Annotated in this window: 10 protein-coding genes and 1 pseudogene; 10 read left to right on the forward strand and 1 reads right to left on the reverse strand. The window is 46.1% G+C overall.

What is annotated here, in order from left to right; all coding sequences use genetic code 11:
* From FGG15_RS19905 to FGG15_RS19945, 9 genes are all read left to right on the forward strand, one after another.
* Positions 1-1,138 (forward strand): NHL repeat-containing protein (locus FGG15_RS19905; protein WP_202619610.1); only part of this gene is annotated, 1,138 nt, incomplete at its 5' end.
* A 63-nt stretch (positions 1,139-1,201) separates the two neighbouring features.
* Complete coding sequence (locus FGG15_RS19910) at positions 1,202-2,656, forward strand: IPT/TIG domain-containing protein (RefSeq protein WP_161992022.1); 1,455 nt, start codon at positions 1,202-1,204, stop codon at positions 2,654-2,656.
* A 71-nt stretch (positions 2,657-2,727) separates the two neighbouring features.
* Complete coding sequence (locus tag FGG15_RS19915) at positions 2,728-4,149, forward strand: IPT/TIG domain-containing protein (RefSeq protein WP_138839537.1); 1,422 nt, start codon at positions 2,728-2,730, stop codon at positions 4,147-4,149.
* 76 nt (positions 4,150-4,225) lie between these two features.
* Positions 4,226-5,683, forward strand: coding sequence for an IPT/TIG domain-containing protein (locus tag FGG15_RS19920; RefSeq protein ID WP_138839538.1), 1,458 nt, complete (start codon positions 4,226-4,228; stop codon positions 5,681-5,683).
* A gap of 385 nt (positions 5,684-6,068) precedes the next feature.
* Entirely contained in the window at positions 6,069-7,439 is a 1,371-nt protein-coding gene (locus FGG15_RS19925; RefSeq protein ID WP_138839539.1) for an IPT/TIG domain-containing protein, read from the forward strand.
* A 28-nt stretch (positions 7,440-7,467) separates the two neighbouring features.
* Positions 7,468-8,874: an IPT/TIG domain-containing protein gene (locus FGG15_RS19930; protein WP_138839540.1), complete on the forward strand. Its 1,407-nt coding sequence runs from the start codon at positions 7,468-7,470 to the stop codon at positions 8,872-8,874.
* Between the two features lie 50 nt (positions 8,875-8,924).
* Positions 8,925-10,385 (forward strand): NHL domain-containing protein, encoded by a 1,461-nt coding sequence (locus FGG15_RS19935; protein ID WP_161992023.1) that lies wholly within the window; start codon positions 8,925-8,927, stop codon positions 10,383-10,385.
* 33 nt (positions 10,386-10,418) lie between these two features.
* Entirely contained in the window at positions 10,419-11,087 is a 669-nt protein-coding gene (locus FGG15_RS19940; protein ID WP_138839542.1) for a homocysteine S-methyltransferase family protein, read from the forward strand.
* Between the two features lie 523 nt (positions 11,088-11,610).
* The gene (locus tag FGG15_RS19945) at positions 11,611-14,733 is read left to right on the forward strand and encodes a tetratricopeptide repeat protein (RefSeq protein ID WP_138839543.1); all 3,123 of its coding nucleotides are present in this window, start codon (positions 11,611-11,613) and stop codon (positions 14,731-14,733) included.
* 445 nt (positions 14,734-15,178) lie between these two features.
* Here FGG15_RS19945 and FGG15_RS19950 read toward each other — a convergent pair.
* A pseudogene (locus FGG15_RS19950) lies at positions 15,179-16,360 on the reverse strand (IS256 family transposase); the annotation flags it as partial.
* A 1,039-nt stretch (positions 16,361-17,399) separates the two neighbouring features.
* Here FGG15_RS19950 and FGG15_RS19955 point away from each other — a divergent pair.
* On the forward strand, positions 17,400-19,630 hold a 2,231-nt coding region (locus tag FGG15_RS19955; protein WP_138839544.1), incomplete at its 3' end, for a DUF8202 domain-containing protein.

Below are 19,630 nucleotides of genomic sequence, written 5' to 3' on the forward strand. Positions count from 1 at the left end.
CGGGACCCCTGGGGAAGTGCTGGGCGTCACGGACACGGAGGTGACGGTCAAGGTACCGGCGATGGCCTATACCGGCCCCATTACGATGGAGGTGGACGGTTTCGATCTCACCGGCCCCGAGTTTGTGTACGAGCTGACCTATACCGTGGAGACCTTTGCGGGGACTCCGGGGGAACCAGGTTATGAGGAAGGAACCGGAACGGCTGCCAAATTCGAAGAACCCAAGCATTTGGTAAAGGACTCAGGGGGCAACATATTTGTGACCGATATGGCAAACTTTGCCATACGGAAGATAGCCCCGGACGGTGAGGTCACCACCTTTGCCGGGGGCCAGTTTGGTAACGGGGAAGGAGAATTCCGTTACCCCAATGGATTGGCCATAGACGGCGATGACAATATCTATGTCGCCGATACCGGGAACAATAGGATAGTAATGATCGACCCAAACGGGGATTGGACGATGATTGCTGGAGGGGGTGGATTTGGATATGTAAACGGACCTGGTGCCGGTGCCAGATTCAGAAGCCCAACCAAAATACTTTTTGAGGAAGGTTCAGGGGGCAGTACGCTGTACGTATCGGACACAAATAATGATGCGATACGAAGGATATCCCTTGATGACGATCAATATTTGGTGGGCACCTATGCGGGTCCCGGTCCGGAGATTGACCAGCGAGAAGGGTATATGGATGGCAGCCTTTTGGATGCAAGGTTCAAGAGTCCCCGGGGCATGGCGAAGAGCGGTGAGGGAACGATACTGCTTGCGGATTCTGGTAACCATAGGATCCGTTCCATAGATCAAGATGCCGGAACGGTTGGAACATTTGCGGGAGGCAATCGGGATCATGTAACTGACGTTCCCCGATCGGAGGCAAGGTTCAGGAATCCATCGGATATATCGGTGGCCGGGGACAGTACCATATATATTGCCGATTCTGAGAATTCCTGTATACGGCAGATCGATCCCGAAGGGCATGTCACCACGATTGCCGGAAATCCCAATTCGGTAGGTAACAATGATGGTCCCGGTGCTGAGGCCCAATTCAACTTCCCTTTGGGAGTGCTCCATACAGGGGAAGGGGAGATCTATGTTGCGGATACGGACAACCACGCAATCCGAAAGATCACCATTGACTAAAGCCGCGATTTGGAAGTGGGCAGGTCCCAAAACGACCATAAAAACAAATAAACAATGAAGACCATGAAAACAATGAAAACCATAGGAATATTGAGATTAAGGGACATCTTTCTGTTGCTTGTCCTGCTGTCATTGGCACTGTCCTGTGGCTCTGACGACAACGGCATGGACTGTCCTGACCCGACCAACGCGGACTGCGACCAGGTCGGGGACGACCCCCAAGATGACGACCCTCAGGACGATGATCCCCAGGACGACGACCCCGTGGTATTGGAGCCAACCCTGTCATCCGTGGCACCGGTGACCGGTCCAAAGCATACCGAGGTTGTCATCACCGGGGAGAATTTCGGCACGGACCCCGACAAGGTGTCGGTGAGCTTCAACGGGACCCCTGGGGAAGTGCTGGGCGTCACGGACACGGAGGTGACGGTCAGGGTACCGGCGAGGGCCTATACCGGCCCCATTACGATGGAGGTGGACGGTTTCGATCTCACCGGCCCCGAGTTCGTGTACGAGCTGTCCGAAGTCAATGTGGAGACCTTTGCTGGAACTCCGGAGGAATCAGGTTATGAGGAAGGAACCGGAACGGCTGCCAAATTCGACCGGCCCAATGATCTGGTCATGGATTCGAAAGGAAACATATTTGTTGTCGATAGGGAGAACAATGTCATACGGAAGATAACCCCTCAAGGTGAGGTCACCACTTTTGCCGGGGGATTTGGAATCGGTGGAGCGGTGGTATTCAATGGCCCCAATGGACTGGCCATAGATGGCGATGACAATATCTATGTCGCGGACAGCGGGAACGATAGGATAGTAAAGATCACACCTAACGGTGTTTGGTCGATCATTGCGGGAGGAAATGGATCTGGATATGTAAACGGAAGGGGCAATCTGGCCCAGTTCAACAATCCATCCGCAATCCTTGTAGGGGAAAATGCAGGGGGCAGTGCACTGTACGTATCGGACATAAATAATCATGCGATACGAAGGATATCCCTTGATGACGATCAATATACGGTGAACACCTATGCCGGTCCGGAGGTATCTGGGCAGGGTGGGTATATGGATGGTAGCCTTTCGGGTGCAAGGTTCAAGAGTCCCTGGGGCATGGCGAAGAGCGGTGAGGGAACGATACTGCTTGCGGATTTTGGTAACAGTAGGATCCGTGCCATAGATCAGGATAATGAAAATGTTGGAACATTTGCGGGAAGCGATAATGGTTATGTAACTGACGTTCCCCGATCGGAGGCAAGGTTTAGGAACCCATCGGATATATCGGTGGCCGGTGATGAGACGGTATATATTGCAGACTCAGACAATTCCTGTATACGGCAGATCGACCCCGAGGGGCATGTCACCACGATTGCCGGAAATCCCAATTCGGTAGGTTACAATGACGGTCCCGGTGATGAGGCCCAATTCAACTCCCCTTTGGGAGTGCTCCATACAGGGGAAGGGGAGATCTATGTTGCGGACACCTTCAACCACGTAATCCGGAAGATCATCATTGACTAATGGTGCCATATGGAAGTGGGCAGGTCCCAAAAACGATCATAAAAACAAATAGACCATAAAAAGCTAAAACAATGAAAACAATAGGAATATTGAGATTAAGGGACATCTTTCTGTTGCTTGTCCTGCTGTCATTGGCACTGTCCTGTGGCTCTGACGACAACGGCATGGACTGTCCTGACCCGACCAACGCGAACTGCGACCAGGTCGGGGACGACCCCCAGGACGATGACCCCCAGGACGACGACCCCGTGGTATTGGAGCCAACCCTGTCTTCCGTGGCACCGGTGACCGGTCCAAAGCATACCGAGGTTGTTATCACCGGGGAGAATTTCGGCACGGATGCCACCAAGGTGTCGGTGAGCTTCAACGGGACCCCTGGGGAAGTGCTGGGCGTCACGGACACGGAGGTGACGGTCAGGGTACCGGTGGGTGCGAATACCGGCCCCATTACGATGGTGGTGGACGGTTTCGATCTCACCGGCCCCGAGTTCGTGTACGAGCTGACCTATGCCGTGGAGACCTTTGCGGGAGGTGGACGAGGTTACGAGGAAGGGTCCGGAACGGAAGCCAAATTCTATGAACCCCGGGATTTGGCAAAGGACTCAGGGGGCAACATATTTGTTGTTGATAGGAGGAACAATGCCATACGGAAGATAGCCCCGGACGGTGAGGTCACCACCTTTGCCGGGGGCGTGCTTGGTAGCGGGGAAGGACAATTCCGTTTCCCCAGAGGACTGGCCATGGACAGTGATGACAATATCTATGTTGCGGACAGCGGGAACAATAGGATAGTAATGATCGACCCAAATGGTGTTTGGTCGATCATTGCGGGTGGCAATGAATATGGATATGTAAACGGAGCTGTCGATGTGGCCCTGTTCAACAATCCAGTAGCAATCCTTGTAGGGGAAGATGGGGACAATGCACTGTACGTATCGGACTCAAATAATCATGCGATACGAAGGATATCCCTTGATGAGGGTCAATATACGGTGAGCACCTATGCGGGTCCCGGTCCGGAGATTGACCAGCGAGGAGGGGATGAGAATGGCGACCTTTCGGATGCAAGGTTCAACTATCCCAAGGGCATGGCGAAGAGCGGTGAAGGGATTATACTGGTTGTAGATGATAACGATAGGATCCGTGCTATAGATCAAGATGCCGGAACGGTTGGAACATTTGCCGGGAGTGGTTGGGGATATGTAAATGATGTCGATCGATTGGACGCAATGTTCAAGAACCCGATGGATGTATCGGTGTCTGGGGACGGGACCGTATATATTGCCGATGCTTTAAATCACTGTATACGCCGGATCGATTCCGAAGGGCATGTCACCACGATTGCCGGAAATCCTAATTCGGGGGGTTACAGGGACGATCTCGGTGATGTGGCCCTATTCGATAATCCGGTGGGAGTACTCCATGGAGGGGAAGGGGAGATCTATGTTGCGGATATGGACAACCACGCAATCCGAAAGATCACCATTGACTAAAGCTGCCATATGGAAGTGGCAGGTCCCAAACGACGATTAAACAAATAGACCATAAAAAGATAAAACCATGAAAACCATGAAAACCATAAAAACAATAGGAATATTGAGGGCAAGGGACATCTTTCTGTTGCTTGTCCTGCTGTCATTGGCACTGTCCTGTGGCTCTGACGACAACGGCATGGACTGTCCTGACCCGACCAACGCGAACTGCGACCAGGTCGGGGACGACCCCCAAGATGATGACCCCCAGGACGATGATCCCCAAGATGATGATCCCCAGGACGATGATCCCCAGGACGACGACCCCGTGGTATTGGAGCCAACCCTGTCGTCCGTGGCACCGGTGACCGGTCCAAAGCATACCGAGGTTGTTATCACCGGGGAGAATTTCGGCACGGATGCCGCCAAGGTGTCGGTGAGCTTCAACGGGACCCCTGGGGAAGTGCTGGGCGTCACGGACACGGAGGTGACGGTCAAGGTACCGGCGAGGGCCTATACCGGCCCCATTACGATGGAGGTGGACGGTTTCGATCTCACCGGCCCCGAGTTCGTGTACGAGCTGACCTATACCGTGGAGACCTTTGCGGGAACTCCGAAGGAACTTGGTTTTCAGAATGGGCCAAGAAAGAGTGCCAAGTTTGCTTCCCCACAGCATCTGGCCATGGATTCGAAAGGAAACATTTTTGTTTCTGATAGGCAAACACAAATTATAAGGAAGATCGATGCTGGAGGCATGGTCTCCACTTTACCTTTGGGGGGGTTCCGCAATCCCAGAGGACTAGCCATAGACAGCAACGATAATATCTATCTTGCAGATGCCTTGAACCATAGAATAGTAAGAATGGGGCCTAACGACAGTGATTGGACGACCATTGCGGGAGGAAATGGAATTGGATATGTAAACGGGCTAGGTACCGCTGCCAAATTCAGGTTACCGTCAGGAATCCTTGTAGGGGAAGATGCAGGGGGCAGTGCGCTGTACGTATCGGAGAATAATCATACAATACGAAGGATATCCCTTGATGACGATCAATATACGGTGAGCACCTATGCCGGTCCGGAGATTACCGAGCTAGGGTACATGGATGGCGGCCTTTCCGATGCAAGGTTCAACTATCCCGAGGGCATGGCGAAGAGCGGTGACGGACCTATACTGCTTGCGGATTCTTTTAACAATAGAATCCGGGTTATAGATCAAAGCGCCGGAACGGTTGGAACACTTTCTGGAAATACGACGGCTGATCATGTTGATGGTGATTTATTGGACGCAAGGTTTTATACCCCTATGGATATATCAGTGGACGAGGATGGGACGGTATATGTTGCCGATGCTGACAATCACTGTATACGGCAGATCGATCCCGAGGGGAATGTCACCACGATTGCAGGAAACCCCGATTCTGATGATCACAATGACGGTTCCGGTGATGTGGCACAGTTCCATTTTCCAACAAATGTGCTTTGTGTGGCAAAAGGGGAGATTTATGTTGCGGATACCGGCAACCACGTAATCCGTAAGATCACCATTGACTAAAGATGTCATATGCCATATGGAAGTGGGCAGGTCCCAAGAACGACCATATTAAAGGAAAAAGGATGAAATAAATCAATATACCGATGGGATAATTAATGTATAGGGCGAATCTATATTAAAGTAAGGGTCCGCACCATTATTGGGAATCCCCAAATTGAAGAAGTGTTTAAGAATGGGCCTGGAAACGAAGCTGAGTTTTCATTTCCTTGTTGCGTAGTGTTCGAATAGGATGGTTGGGGAATTTATATGTCTGACTCCCAATTATCAGTGAACATGTGGGGTTTTGCAAGAAAGGATTGTTGGACAAAGCAGAATACAAGTTTCCAAGGCCCATCATTGACCGAATTTAAAATAAAGTTAAGGCGTAATTATTTAGTTGCATGTTATGGATGTTTTAGATTATGGAATTATTGACTGGGGTGATATGGATAGAAATTGTGTGGATTCTTTAAATGACAAAGGTGGGAAAGATCTGTCAAGAAAAAAGTATCCTTTAAATGCAGAATCCAAACTATTGTCCGCAAGTCCGTTGGTCGGTCCAAAGTTCACCATGGTGACCATAAAGGGAGAAAACTTTGGAACAGATCCTGAAAGGATACAAGTTTATTTCAATGGAGTAAGTGCAAAAGTGCAAAATGTCACTGAAAGTGTCTTGTCGGTTGAAGTTCCCGATGGTGCCCTAACAGGGTTGATAACGTTGGTTGTGAACGGAAGGACGTTTGTTGGCCCCATATTTCATTATGTTAGATCCGCTCATGTGGAAACCTTTGCGGGCAGTCTGACCTCAAGACAAGGTTATGATGCCGAGGCACGGTTTGGAACAAAGGCCAAATTCAATTTACCCACTGATCTGGTGAGGGATTCCAAGGGCAATATATATGTTTCCGATTACGGAAATCATTCCATTAGAAAAATAACACCCAAAGCGGAGGTCTCAACCTTTGCTGGCGGGGGACCGGAAGAACCCGGATACAAAGATGCCAATGGAACCAACGCTAGGTTCATGCATCCTCAAGGGTTGGCAATTGATAGGCATGACAATATTTATGTGGTCGATACCGGGAACTATAGTATTAGAAGGATAACCCCATTTGCCGATGTGTCGACCGTTGCGGGAAATGGAGTCAAAGGATTTGTCAATGACAAAGGATTAAACGCGCGATTTGATTTTCCCTCCGGGATTGTATTAGGAAGGGATAATGCGCTATATGTAACAGAGGTTGAACAACATGTTATTAGAAGGATATCACTTGAAAATGCCATGGTTACAACATATTCAGGTTCTATAAATAGGGACTGTGGGAGCAAGGATGGCCCGCTTCTCAATGCAGAATTCAGGGAGCCATTCGATCTAACCCTCGACGGTAACGGTAATATACTTGTAGTTGACACTTTTAATGATGGAGTTCGACTCGTGGATGGGCAGAATGATATGGTGGAAACATTTGTTGGTGGCAATCAAGGGCATGCGGATGGCTATCTGGATTCCTCAAAATTCAATTTGCCCAGAAACATAACGGTGGATGACAACGGGATTGTATACATAACAGATTCGGGAAATCATTGTATACGGAAAATCGATGCTTATGGAAGGGTTACCACAGTTGCAGGAGTTCCTGGGTCCAAGGGGCACAAGAACGGAAATGGGCTTAGAGCCAAATTTTCGGCTCCTTACGGAATATTGAACTACATGGATGGGGAAATCTATGTCGCAGATTCGGAAAATAATGCGGTCCGGAAGATTGTGCTTGAATAGGAATTGATAGATCTAAAACAAGAAAATCATGGTAAAACTGAGAGTCAAAAGTTTGGTTCTGGCCTTTATCCTAGGTTTATTGATATGGATTAGTGCTCCCAATTATGGTAATGTGGATTCTTATGGATCTGATGGGGAGCTTTGCTGTAGTGAAAAGGTTTGCTGCTCTTTAGAGGAAATCGAGAAGGTGGGTTTGGAACCGAAAATTTTGTCTGTAAGCCCTTTGGAAGGCCCAAAGCTTTCCGTGGTAACTATCATTGGCAAGAATTTTGGAAAGGATCCTGAAAAGGTTGAGGTCCATTTCAATGGAACAAGCGCCAAAGTTAGGGTCATGGATGACGAGACCATAGTGGTCGAGGTTCCTGTCCGTGCTTTTACCGGGCCGATAACGTTGGTTGTCAACGGTTTTGAGTTAAAAGGGCCGGAGTTCCGATATGTAGTCTCAGAGACCAAAGTTTCCACTTTTGTTGGAGGATATGGAAGGGGCTATGCGAACGGAAATGGAACGGATATCAGATTTGATGCTCCTATGGATTTGGTAAGGGACACCAAGGGAAACTTGTTTGTGCTGGACTTTTATAACCATGCCATACGAAAGGTAACACCTGAGGGTCAGGTCTCCACTTTTGTGGGCAATGGTGCTCCGGGCGACGCCGATGGTATGGGTACGCGTGCGAGCTTCTATTTCTCCGAAGGTTTGGCCATTGACAATGATGATAATATCTATGTGGCGGATACCGGCAATCATAGCATAAGAAAGATAACCCCTTCCGGTGAGGTATCCACTATTGTTGGTGGGGCCGATGAATTCGAAGATCACATAGGTAGAGCTGTTGAGCTCGATTCCCCGGTAGGAATCGTTGTAGGTGATGATAATGCACTATACGTTACTGAAATCGAGGAACATATAATACGTAGGATATCCTTAGATGACCTAAAAGTTTCAACATATGCGGGCTCAAGGATTGGGTTCGGTGGTGACGACGATGGTTGTCTGGAAACAGCTAGATTTAGAAACCCATATGATATTACTATGGGAGATAATGGGAAAATGTTGGTTACGGATATAGGTAGCCACAGAATCCGGAGCATAGACCAGAAATCTGGAATGGTCACAACTTTGGCCGGAAGTGTTGAAGCAGGTTATGAAGATGGAGATAGGGATCGGGTAAAGTTTAGAACACCAAGCAGCATAGCTATCGGTAAAGATGGGACTGTGTTCATTTCCGATTCGGAGAACAACTGTATACGACAAATGGATTCTAATGGTATGGTTTTCACCATAGCCGGGACCCCCGATACTTCAGGATATAAAAATGGACCTGGAAATAAGGCCCAATTCGCTAGACCGAATGGAATACTATCTGTCGGAAAAGGGGAATTCTATTTGGCTGACAGGGACAATCATGCCATAAGGAAGGTGATACTGATGTGAATTTTTAGGTAGAACATAACGACAATAAAAACTAATAAACCATGAAAACAATGAAAACCATAAGAATATTGAGATTAAGGGACATCTTTCTGTTGCTTGTCCTGCTGTCATTGGCACTGTCCTGTGGCTCTGACGACAACGGCATGGACTGTCCGGACCCGACCAACGCTAACTGCGACCAGGTCGGGGACGACCCCCAAGATGATGACCCCCAGGACGACGACCCCGTGGTATTGGAGCCAACCCTGTCGTCCGTGGCACCGGTGACCGGTCCAAAGCATACCGAGGTTGTCATCACCGGGGAGAATTTCGGCACGGATGCCACCAAGGTGTCGGTGAGCTTCAACGGGACCCCTGGGGAAGTGCTGGGCGTCACGGACACGGAGGTGACGGTCAGGGTACCGGCTAGGGCCTATACCGGCCCCATTACGATGGAGGTGGACGGTTTCGATCTCACCGGCCCCGAGTTCGTGTACGAGCTGTCCGAAGTCAATGTGGAGACCTTTGCGGGAGTTCCCTCGAACAATGATGGGGGCGGAGGTTTTGTGGATGGACCCGGAACGGTTGCCAAATTCGATCGCCCTCAAGATCTGGTCATGGATTCAAAGGGCAATCTGTTTGTATCCGATAATGATAATGATGCTATTAGGAAAATCGATATCGACGGCAATGTCACCACCTTTGCGGGTGGCCAGAGAGGTGATGGTGATGGTACGGGAACGGACGCAAGATTCAATGGTCCCAAGGGAATGGCCATAGATGGCAATGATAATATCTATCTGGTGGATGGCAGAAATAATAAGATAAAGAAAATTACCCCTTCAGGCGAGGTGTCCACCATAGTGGGAGATGGTGTAAGTGCTTATCGGGACGGACCAGTCGAAACAGCTCGATTTCATGACCCAACAGATATTGCTATCGGTAAGGATGGCAATCTTTATTTGACCGAAAGAGGGTTTTCTACCATACGTAGGATATCCCTTGATGATAACTTTAGTGTGAGTACCTATGCCGGTTCAATTGGGGAAAGTGGAAGTGAAAATGGTGATTTTGGTATGGCGAGATTTAATGCTCCGGTTGGTCTTTACGTGGATGATGAAGGGAATTTTTGGGTTACACAGGCGCCAATTGATGGAGCTGATGAACATAAAATCAGAAAGGTGGATTGGGACACCAAAACGGTCGGGACAATCACCGGGGGTGCCCAAGGGTATGTTGATGGTGGTCCTGTAACAGCAAAGTTTGCCAATCCTTATGGCATATCGGTCGGTTCGGATGGAACCCTAATTGTAGCTGATAAGGGTAATCATTGTATACGACGAATCGATCCCGAAGGGATGGTGGAGACCATCGCTGGAGTTCCCGGGAACAATGATGGGGATGGAGGTTTTGTTAATGGCCCAGGGGACATTGCCGAATTTCAATTCCCGGTCGCGGTCTTATATGCTGGAAACGAAATCTATGTTGTGGAAGAAGGGAATGGTGTAATCAGAAGAATAATTTTGGATTAGTCCACGTGTTCAACAATAATTTTTGATAATCTGATGTGTTTAAGCTGTGCTGATTCCTTCCGTTTGATGGAGGATTTGGATTTTTTCAAGATTATGGAGCATTACCGGGAGGTGCTGGAAGAGGCCTGGAGTTGTGGTGCAACGGCCATTTTCTTCGAATGCCCAACGCTGAACCTGAACCCTTACTGTGGTATGACACAGGGATATTCAAGGGACAGGCTTTTGGAGATCAATATCAGGGCGGTCAAGGTGGTCAAGGTTGTGAAAAAGGCCTTTTTTGACGATGACCCCCAGATTCTGATCGTTGGGCAGATCGGGCCAATGGCGAACCTATGCTCCGCAGGTTCGGATTTTGCTACCAGCATGGAATGTTCCATGTACCATGGGTTGCAGATAATGTCCTTTAAGGAGGCAGGGGCGGATCTGGTTTTTGCCAAGGGCATCGGCACTGCGCAGGAGGCCCTTGGAATAGCGAATGCCTGCATGGCCGAGGAAATGCCCCTGGTAATATTCTTTGATATGGATTCGGAGGGGAACCTTGCGGATGGTGCGTCCCTGGAGACGGCCATAGAAATGATAGATGGGAAGACCGATTCGTACCCGATGTACTACGGGGCGAAGTGTTTTGATCCTGATAGCCTGTTGAAACTTATCTGTCTGGATGAGGTTTGGAAGCATAGGGTATGCGAATATGAAATTTGAAGTGAGGATAGTTTTCGATTTCATGGTACAAGACCAATAGGGGATAATAAAAGTACGCAGGACCAATGTGGAAGAGTGTCACAGGGAACAGATCGAGATGGAGATGTGGGTACCTGTTCCCAAAGATTTTTTTAGGTAAGGTGTCGGTATATAAGGGAAGGTCATGGAGGAGGTGTAAACTAATTTTATGCCATATTGATCAATCTCCCTGGTTAACCGAGGTAAATGCGATAAAGTTAGAATCAAATATTGGATAACGGACGTAAGAATTTAAATATAGATTTAGCAGAGCCTGAAGGTTTAATTCTAGAGGATAAAATTTCATGGGTTTCAGTCAAAAACCGCATAGCCGAAAACCTATTTCAAAAGCAAGTAAATGCTTACAAAAATTTAAGTGTGCGAACTCAATTATAAAACATAATGAGTTGATTAAAAGATAGTTGTATGTTGGGTATTGGTGTTGTTAACCCTGATTTCATTAAATTGGTTATATCTTATAAACTATTATTAAAAATAATCTATTTTGAGAGCTATATATATTGTTTGGTACGCTTTTTTCTTCACTGTTTTGGTAGTTGATGCCCAATCACCAGAGGTCAGGAATTTGGAGAAGGAAATTGAGTTTCTCGATGGTGAGGATTATTATGCCAAAACAAATGATTTAGTAGAGGTCTACCTGGAGCAAGATGTTGAACGGGCGTTGCGCCTGATCAATGGTTCAGTAAGCTCCGCTGGTATTCAGGAATATAAGGGACAGTTGGCTCGGGCAAAGTACTTAAGAAGTCAATGCCTTATGTTTTTGGGGGATTATAAGGAATCCATAAAGTCATATCATGAAGCTATTGGACTTCTTGAAAAATTGAACAATGATTCGCTATTGGCCAAAAGTTTTAATGGAGTGGCCGTTGTTTATTCGCTTACCGGGGAACAGGGCAAAGCCCAGGATTTCTTTGAATCCGCAATGTTGAGGGCAGAGCAATTTCAGGATAGGTCCATTCTTGCGGACGTGTACTTTAGATTTGGTCAGCATAAATTTAGGACAAAGCAGAAAGATGCCCATGCTTATTTCGATCGAAGTCTTGAAATTTACAGGAGGCTCAAAAATAGAAAGGGGGAGTCGGATGTAATGTACTGGAAAGCGGTTGTTTACAATAGTCAAAAGAGAGAGGAAAAGGCCCTTGAATACCATTTTGCAAGTAGAGCCATCAAAGAGGAGATTCATGATGTTCGCGGACTTGCTGCCTCGGGAATGTCACTTGGTGCCTTTAATTGGGAAAGGGGCAATTATTCGACAGCGATGGAATTTTACAATAAAAGTGTTGTGGGGTATGAGGCCCTAGGAGATATTTCCAGTACCGCAAGATTGTACAATAACATCGGTTTGGTCTATGAAGACTGGAATAAACTGGATAGTGCCCTTGTCTATTACAACAAGTCAATGGAACTCCATAAAAGGATGAACAGCGAGGAAGGTAGAATAAGGTCCTTTCTGAACATTGGCCAGGTATATACCCTCCAGAGCAATTACAAGGAATCAAAGGTACACTTCTTAAAAGCGAAATTTTATTCGGAAAGAACGAGGGAGAAATATCTGTTGGCCAGCATCTATGATGGATTGGCCGAAAATCATTTGGTTGAAAATCGCTTGGATAGCTCGGAGGCATATCTTCATAGGTCATTGCTTCACAGAGTAAAGACCAACCAGTATTTTGGACAACGAAGGACCTATTTAAACTTTTCAAATCTCGAAAAAAAGAGAGGGGATTTTAAGAAGGCACTGAGGTATTTTGAAATCTACCATGAAATACTTGATAGCCTTTCAGGTACCCGAAGGGAAAAGGAGCTGGCAGAAATACAGGCTAAATATGACAATGAAAAAAAGGAAAAGGAAATCATTGAGCTACAGCGAAAGAATAAGAAAGGAAAATTTTGGAAAGGAATCCTAACGTTTGAGTTTTTACTGACGGCGGTGGCCTCAATTTTGTTATTTGAATTTTTTAGATACCGTAACAAAACGAATAGGGAGTTATTGGAAGTTAAGGAAAGGCAACGACTGAATTTGGAGGAAACGGATAAAATAAAGACCAGATTTTTCAACAACATATCCCATGAATTTAGAACGCCTTTAACATTGATTCTGGGCCCTTTAAACGATCTGGAAAGAAGGGTTGATATAAGGCATTATCCAACCATCAAAATCATTGAACGTAATGCCCGAAGACTTTTGAAGTTAATCAACCAACTATTGGATTTATCGAAAATCGATGCCGGCAGGATGGAGCTGAGGGTTAAAAGAATAGACATTGTTCCGTTACTTAAGGGATGGATAGCTTCATTTCAGCCAATGGCGAGTAAGAAGGGGGTTGAGTTGGACATTAAATTTGGGCATAAGTATTATTACCTTTATCTGAACCATCTAAAATTAGAGGAAATCATGTTAAATCTAATTTCAAATGCTGTTCGACATACCGGTGAAGGTGGTAAGGTTTCCATTGATGTTCAGGAGGAGAAGCAAGGCAATGTGGTTTATGCCAAACTAATTGTTGCCGATTCGGGAACAGGTATTCCTAAAACGGAACTCAAACATGTATTTGATAGATTTTACCAGGTCTCCAATTCCAACTCCGGTGATCATATCGGGACAGGAATAGGCTTGGCCCTGGTCAAGGAGCTTGTAGACTTGCACAAGGGTAAGGTTGAAGTGTCCAGTGAGGAGGGGAAGGGGAGTATATTTACGGTGTACCTTCGCAAGGGCGAGTCACATTTTTCGCAAGATGAAATTATTACCATTAGCCCATATATGGGCAGACCAGTGGAAGAAAGCAAGCTGGAAATGGAGAGTTTTTCTTCAGAGCAGCAGAACAAGGTTGTGGATGGGCCCTTGCCAATTTTATTGCTGGTGGAGGACAATGACGACCTAAGGGCATATTTAAGCAAATTTCTGTCTGCCGCATATAATGTGAGGGAAGCAAGGGATGGACAGGAAGGAGTGGATTTGGCTTTTGAATTATTACCGGATGTGGTTATTTCCGATTTGATGATGCCCAAGTTAGATGGCCTGGAACTGTGTAAACTGTTGAAAGAGGATTTGAGAACCAGTCATATCCCTATAGTACTTTTGACGGCCCGTGCTTCGGTAGAAGATAAAATTGAAGGCCTAAGAAACCTCGCAGATGATTATATTATCAAACCATGTAATAATGAAGAATTACTTACCCGTGTAACCAACCTTATTGAATTAAGAAAAAAAATTCAAGCCCAATACAGGACCGATCATATTATGATGCCAAAAAAAGTTCAGCACAATTCAGTTGATGAAATCTTTATGGAAAAAATGACGGAAGTGCTCGAGATTGAAATTTCCAATTCTTTGTTTGGTATTGAGGACCTATGTCAAGCAGTTCTAATGAGCAGGTCCCAACTCTTTCGGAAAATGAAAGCTTTAACAAATCTGACCCCCAATGTATTTATTAGAAATTTTCGACTACATCGCGCCATGGACATGATACAGAAAAATGTTGGTACAATCAGCGAAATTGCGTATGCTGTGGGTTTCCAAAATTCTTCATATTTCGCGAAGTGTTTTCAAGAATACTTCGGGAAATTGCCCAGCGAGGTAAAGGGCAAACCCGAAGATTCGCTGTAATCGCTATCTAGTTTTTTAAAGACGGAGCACGGTGCTATCCCACGTGTTAAGCGAATCTGGACCTGTTTGTAATACCTACGGTATTTGTGCGGGGGTATTGTTCATTTTTAACTGCTTCTGGGCCAGATTTACTGCTTTTGGAAGCTATTCAAGGATTATCGAATCCCCTTATTGGCGTGTGTACCGAATACAAGGTCGATGTATACTTTTTTATCGAAGAATACTGTTGCTTTGACTTGAAAAGGATATGTGTGTTCCGATATTATGTCGGAAGGAAGGCTGATATCGATGAACAGAATGGCTGGGGATCCATAGTTTAATGTGTTGATAAAATAGGGTGGGATTCACTGGAATTGCAAACTATTGGTCCAAATAGGTTTAGCAAAATAAATGACACTATCCCACTAACTGCGTAAGTTAAAAATAACAGGGGTCTGACTATTATTTAAAGTTGGAACCTTTTTTCATGGATCGTGGGGAACTGATTTAAAATGACCTCCCGGTTCCTCACTGGCATCGACCCCTTTTTGGTGGCTTCCCTGACAGCCAAATATACGGATTTCATGACCGCGTCGTCCGTTGGGAGGGAGAGCATGTTCTTGGTATACTTTCTGTTCCCGTTCCGGTTCTCGATAAGGTTGGTGGTGTATATGACTTTCCTGATCTCGATCGGGAACTCGAAGAATAGGGTAAGCTCTTCCCTATCGTCACTACAGCTCTTGATGGCTCAAGAATCTTACTGTCCCACCTGTTCGAGAAGTCCTTTAGAGATGCCTTTGCCGCTTCCCGGGTGGGTGCATTGTAAATAAGTTTCATATCTTCCGTGAAGGCTTTTTTGTCTTTCCAGACCACATAGCGCGATGCGTTTTGTATCTGGTGTGCCACCCATAACTGGGTCTTCGATTCGGGGAAGACGTTCTTGATGGTATCGGTAAAGCCGTTCAGGTTGTCTGTCGCGGTAATGAGGATATCCTCTGGGCACGGGCACGCATATCGGTAAGTGCACTCATCCAAAAGGTGGCGGGCTCGTTCTTTTGCCCAAACAAAGACCTAGGACTTCCTTCTTTCCATTCCTTCGCAAGCCTACGACGATGTAAACAGTCTTGTTTATCACCTTTGAGCCCTCGGGTACCTTGAATACGATTCCGTACATCCGGACAATGGGATAGATAGGCTCCAAGGGTCTGTTCCGCCAAGCGACGATATTGCCAGCTAGCTTGTTGGTTATCCGCGATATGGTCGAGGTTGGGACATCGAAGTTATAGACCTTGCGTATCCGTTCCCCGATATAACAATTGTTCATGACCTTGGCGCAGAGCGGCAGGACGACGTACTCGATGCCATCGACCATGTTGCCATCTTTGGGGACCATTATAGGGTTGAAGGAGGCCTTGCGGTCCCTCGGTACCTGCATCTCCAACTCGCCGAAGGAAGTGCGTACCTTCTTTTTGGAATAGCCGTTACACGTGTTGTAGCCTTTTCTCTTTTGGTGCTTTTCGTAATCGAGGTGCGCGCCAAGCTTGCCTTCGCGTATCTTCTCGATACCGCGCTGAAGTTCCTACAAAAAACCATTGAACCCATCACCAGTCCTGAACCGTTTTAAAAAATCATCCTTGAATAATTCCTCTTATGAGATAGACCTAATTGTATCTTGTAAAACTCTTTTCCGTGGACGCAAGATTTGCATTCTCCTTCTCCTTCTCCTTCTCCTTCTTCAATCTATGTATATCCTATTGGTGCGGGCTATCTTTTTTTTCTGTCAATAGCCTGTCCTATAAGATGAAGCTGCCAATAAAAGCTACTGTGCGCCATTACTGCTTGCCCAATTGAGGCATATATGCTAAAGAAGGTAATGCCTAGGTTGGTATTCATTGTGCAGTAAAAGTGTTTAGGTCAAATTACCGGGATTGAAATTAAACAGGTTTCCATTGGTGCGCTTGTTCTGTGCAACACGCTTCGCACACTTAAATCTTCCAGTATGCAGGTCTTTGGGGTCCGCTCTCCCTGGAGTTCAAAGTAATTGCCCGGTCTATTTGGATTTATAGGGTGATTTTGAATTCCTTGGGTCCATGGCCTCGGCCTCGAGGGTTTCCAGTGGATTTCAGATGTGATCGATGTTATGGGTTTTAGTTAACAAGCCCACGGATTCAAATTGAGGCAACTATAAAATCCACCGGGCCAGAATGTATATCGATGATTCTTTGGATCAAAAATTTAGGTCCAATTCCCGTATTGTAGGATAAGGTTGTCAAAATAATCTGGGTTTTGATAATGTTCACCGCAACCATGAAATGCATCAAAATTGGTATAAATAGGAGTTTTTCAGGTTTTTTGTTTGAAACCTATGACTTTGGTTTTTTTTATGGTTACAAAAATGGCATCATTTGACACATATGAGTTGTGTCCGCAATGCGGTTTGGGCGTTATCTAAGGTAGCATGCTTTGCTCCGGAGTGCTTGTGAGAAGCCTGGAATACAGCATGATTTTAAATGATTGAATTGCATTTGTAGAATATGATGCTGGATAATGGTATTGATACATGTTGTTTGAAGATTACGAAACCGTTTAATGGGCCAGACGAGGATTATTTCTACAAGTTGTGTGATTTCTATGATTTATGAACTGTACCCAAATAACATAACTAACCTATTTAAATACCCGAAGCTATGGCTAAAATAATATTTTTTTATACAAAGTTTGTACATTGTTTTGTCAGTATTGAGGATTTTTTCTTGTTAAAGGAGAAATTTAGGTACTTAAGATATATACTTATTGTATGGTGCGCCATCGGCTCTTGGGGGGTTTCTTCCCAAGAGGTCGATAACTGGTATTCTGCAGATAGGGCTGTTAATACGGCTTCACCAACGGGTCAGCTATCTTTGTTCACACCTTATGCTCCGGGGGACGGTACACCCGTCTTTGGATGGTACGAATTGGTTGATTATTTTCCCAATTATACCCAGAATGCCTGGGAACATCCAAATCCGGCCAATTATGACCAACCATGGCAAAATTACCCAAGCCATGGGTTTGAGCATCCTTCCATGCCTGGTTATTTGACACCTACAGGTAGTATTCCCGGGAGGCCCACATTGCGAAGGAATGTCATGAATTTCAATCCTGCTATAGAGTTTGATCCCGCCGGAGTGGGCGACGCATTATATTTTCGTGCCCATGCGCGGGATGAATCAATGATATTTGTCGTTTTTTCGGCACAAGGATCCGGAAGTACCGCAGCAACACAAAGTCTGCTTTTGGGTGGGGATATAGCGAATCACCTTAGTTCCATCACCAATCTTTCCCTTGGGGTTTCCGATGGAAATCGTTTTTCTGTTGGCAGGACTTGGAGAAGTGGTGGCGAATTTTATCAGGCCGGTAGTGTAGATCTATTGACGCGTCCTACCATAGGTACGTTTTCCAGAAGTTATTTCGGAAGCGATGGGGAAAACTTAAAAACTTGGGTAAATGGTCTACCGGATATCGACGTGTCAAGAAATGATCCCACGGCGCAGGAGACTGTGTTTTATTACAATAGGGTGGGAAAGCATTTTAATGATTCCGATCCGGTAATTGGAGTGGATCCCAGTAACCTTTCGGGTCATGTTGCGGAAATTTTGTTGATGGATGGACTCACGGATGCAAATCACGTTAGGAGAACTGAAAGTTACTTGGCCATCAAATATGGCATCACATTAAATGGTTCAGGATCGCTGGGAAGTCTGGATGGAAACCACAATTATGACTATCTCGCGGCGGATGGAACCGTGATTTGGCCGGTCGATGCCAGTTATAGATACGATATAGCTGGAATAGGTAAGGATAGGTATCACGACCAAGATAATGTTACTGGTGATGGTATTAAGTTGAGATATAACCTGCACCAACGTATCTCCAAGAGCGTAAATGCGGAGGCTCGTGTCACGATATCTACGAATTCCAATTTCTCCACGGATAATTTGGACAACACTCGAACGGCTATTGATGCACGACACTTTATACCTATGGAACACAATTATCTCATCTGGGGAAATGATCACGCAAGTGTTATGGTCACCAATGTTGAACTTCCGGTCGGTACCGTAACCGAAAGGATTTCGAGGGAATGGAAGGTCAAGGTTACCAAATCTGCAGATGCAGATCCTATCCTGGGAGTCAGTGTAAAAATGGAGCTAACAGGGTCCGATATCACTTTATCTGATCAGTGTTCCCTATATCTGATGATAGATACCGACGGAGATGGAGATTTTACAACGGGAACCATTACTTATATTGAAGCTGCGAGTATTGTTGGTACTGACGTTTTTTTTGACAATATTGACTTTGGGGACAATAATGTTTTCACCATAGGGTATGGCGATTTCACTGCCCCGACGGCAAGTAACCCTTCGCCTATTTCTGTATGTGATACCATCCCCGATCCAGATGTTTCGGTTGTGTTGGATGAAGATGACAATTGTGCGGTGGATTCTGTCACCCATATCAATGATATATCGGATAACCAAACAAATCCTGAAACTATTACCCGTACGTATAGGGTAACGGATACTAGTGGAAATTTTACCGATGTCACTCAATTGATTATGGTGTACACATCCCCAAATGCTGGTACGGACAACGTCATCGATATTTGCGTGAATGATAGTTCTGTGAATCTTTTCGCTGCACTTGGTGTGGCTGATTCAGGAGGAAGTTGGGATGATGTTGATGGGACAGGTGTTGATTTATCGGATCCAACAAATGTGGACTTTACTGGTGTTTCTTCGGGGAGGTACAATTTTGATTATACTGTTGCCCCTGCGATAGGGTCTCCTTGCGCGAATGATTCTGCCAGGGTTACGGTTGATGTGATAGATGAGCCCTCTGCGGCCGATGCGGGCACTGACATGGAGCAGTGCGA

The sequence above is a fragment of the Flagellimonas algicola genome (assembly GCF_005937185.1).
GTDB lineage: Bacteria > Bacteroidota > Bacteroidia > Flavobacteriales > Flavobacteriaceae > Flagellimonas > Flagellimonas algicola.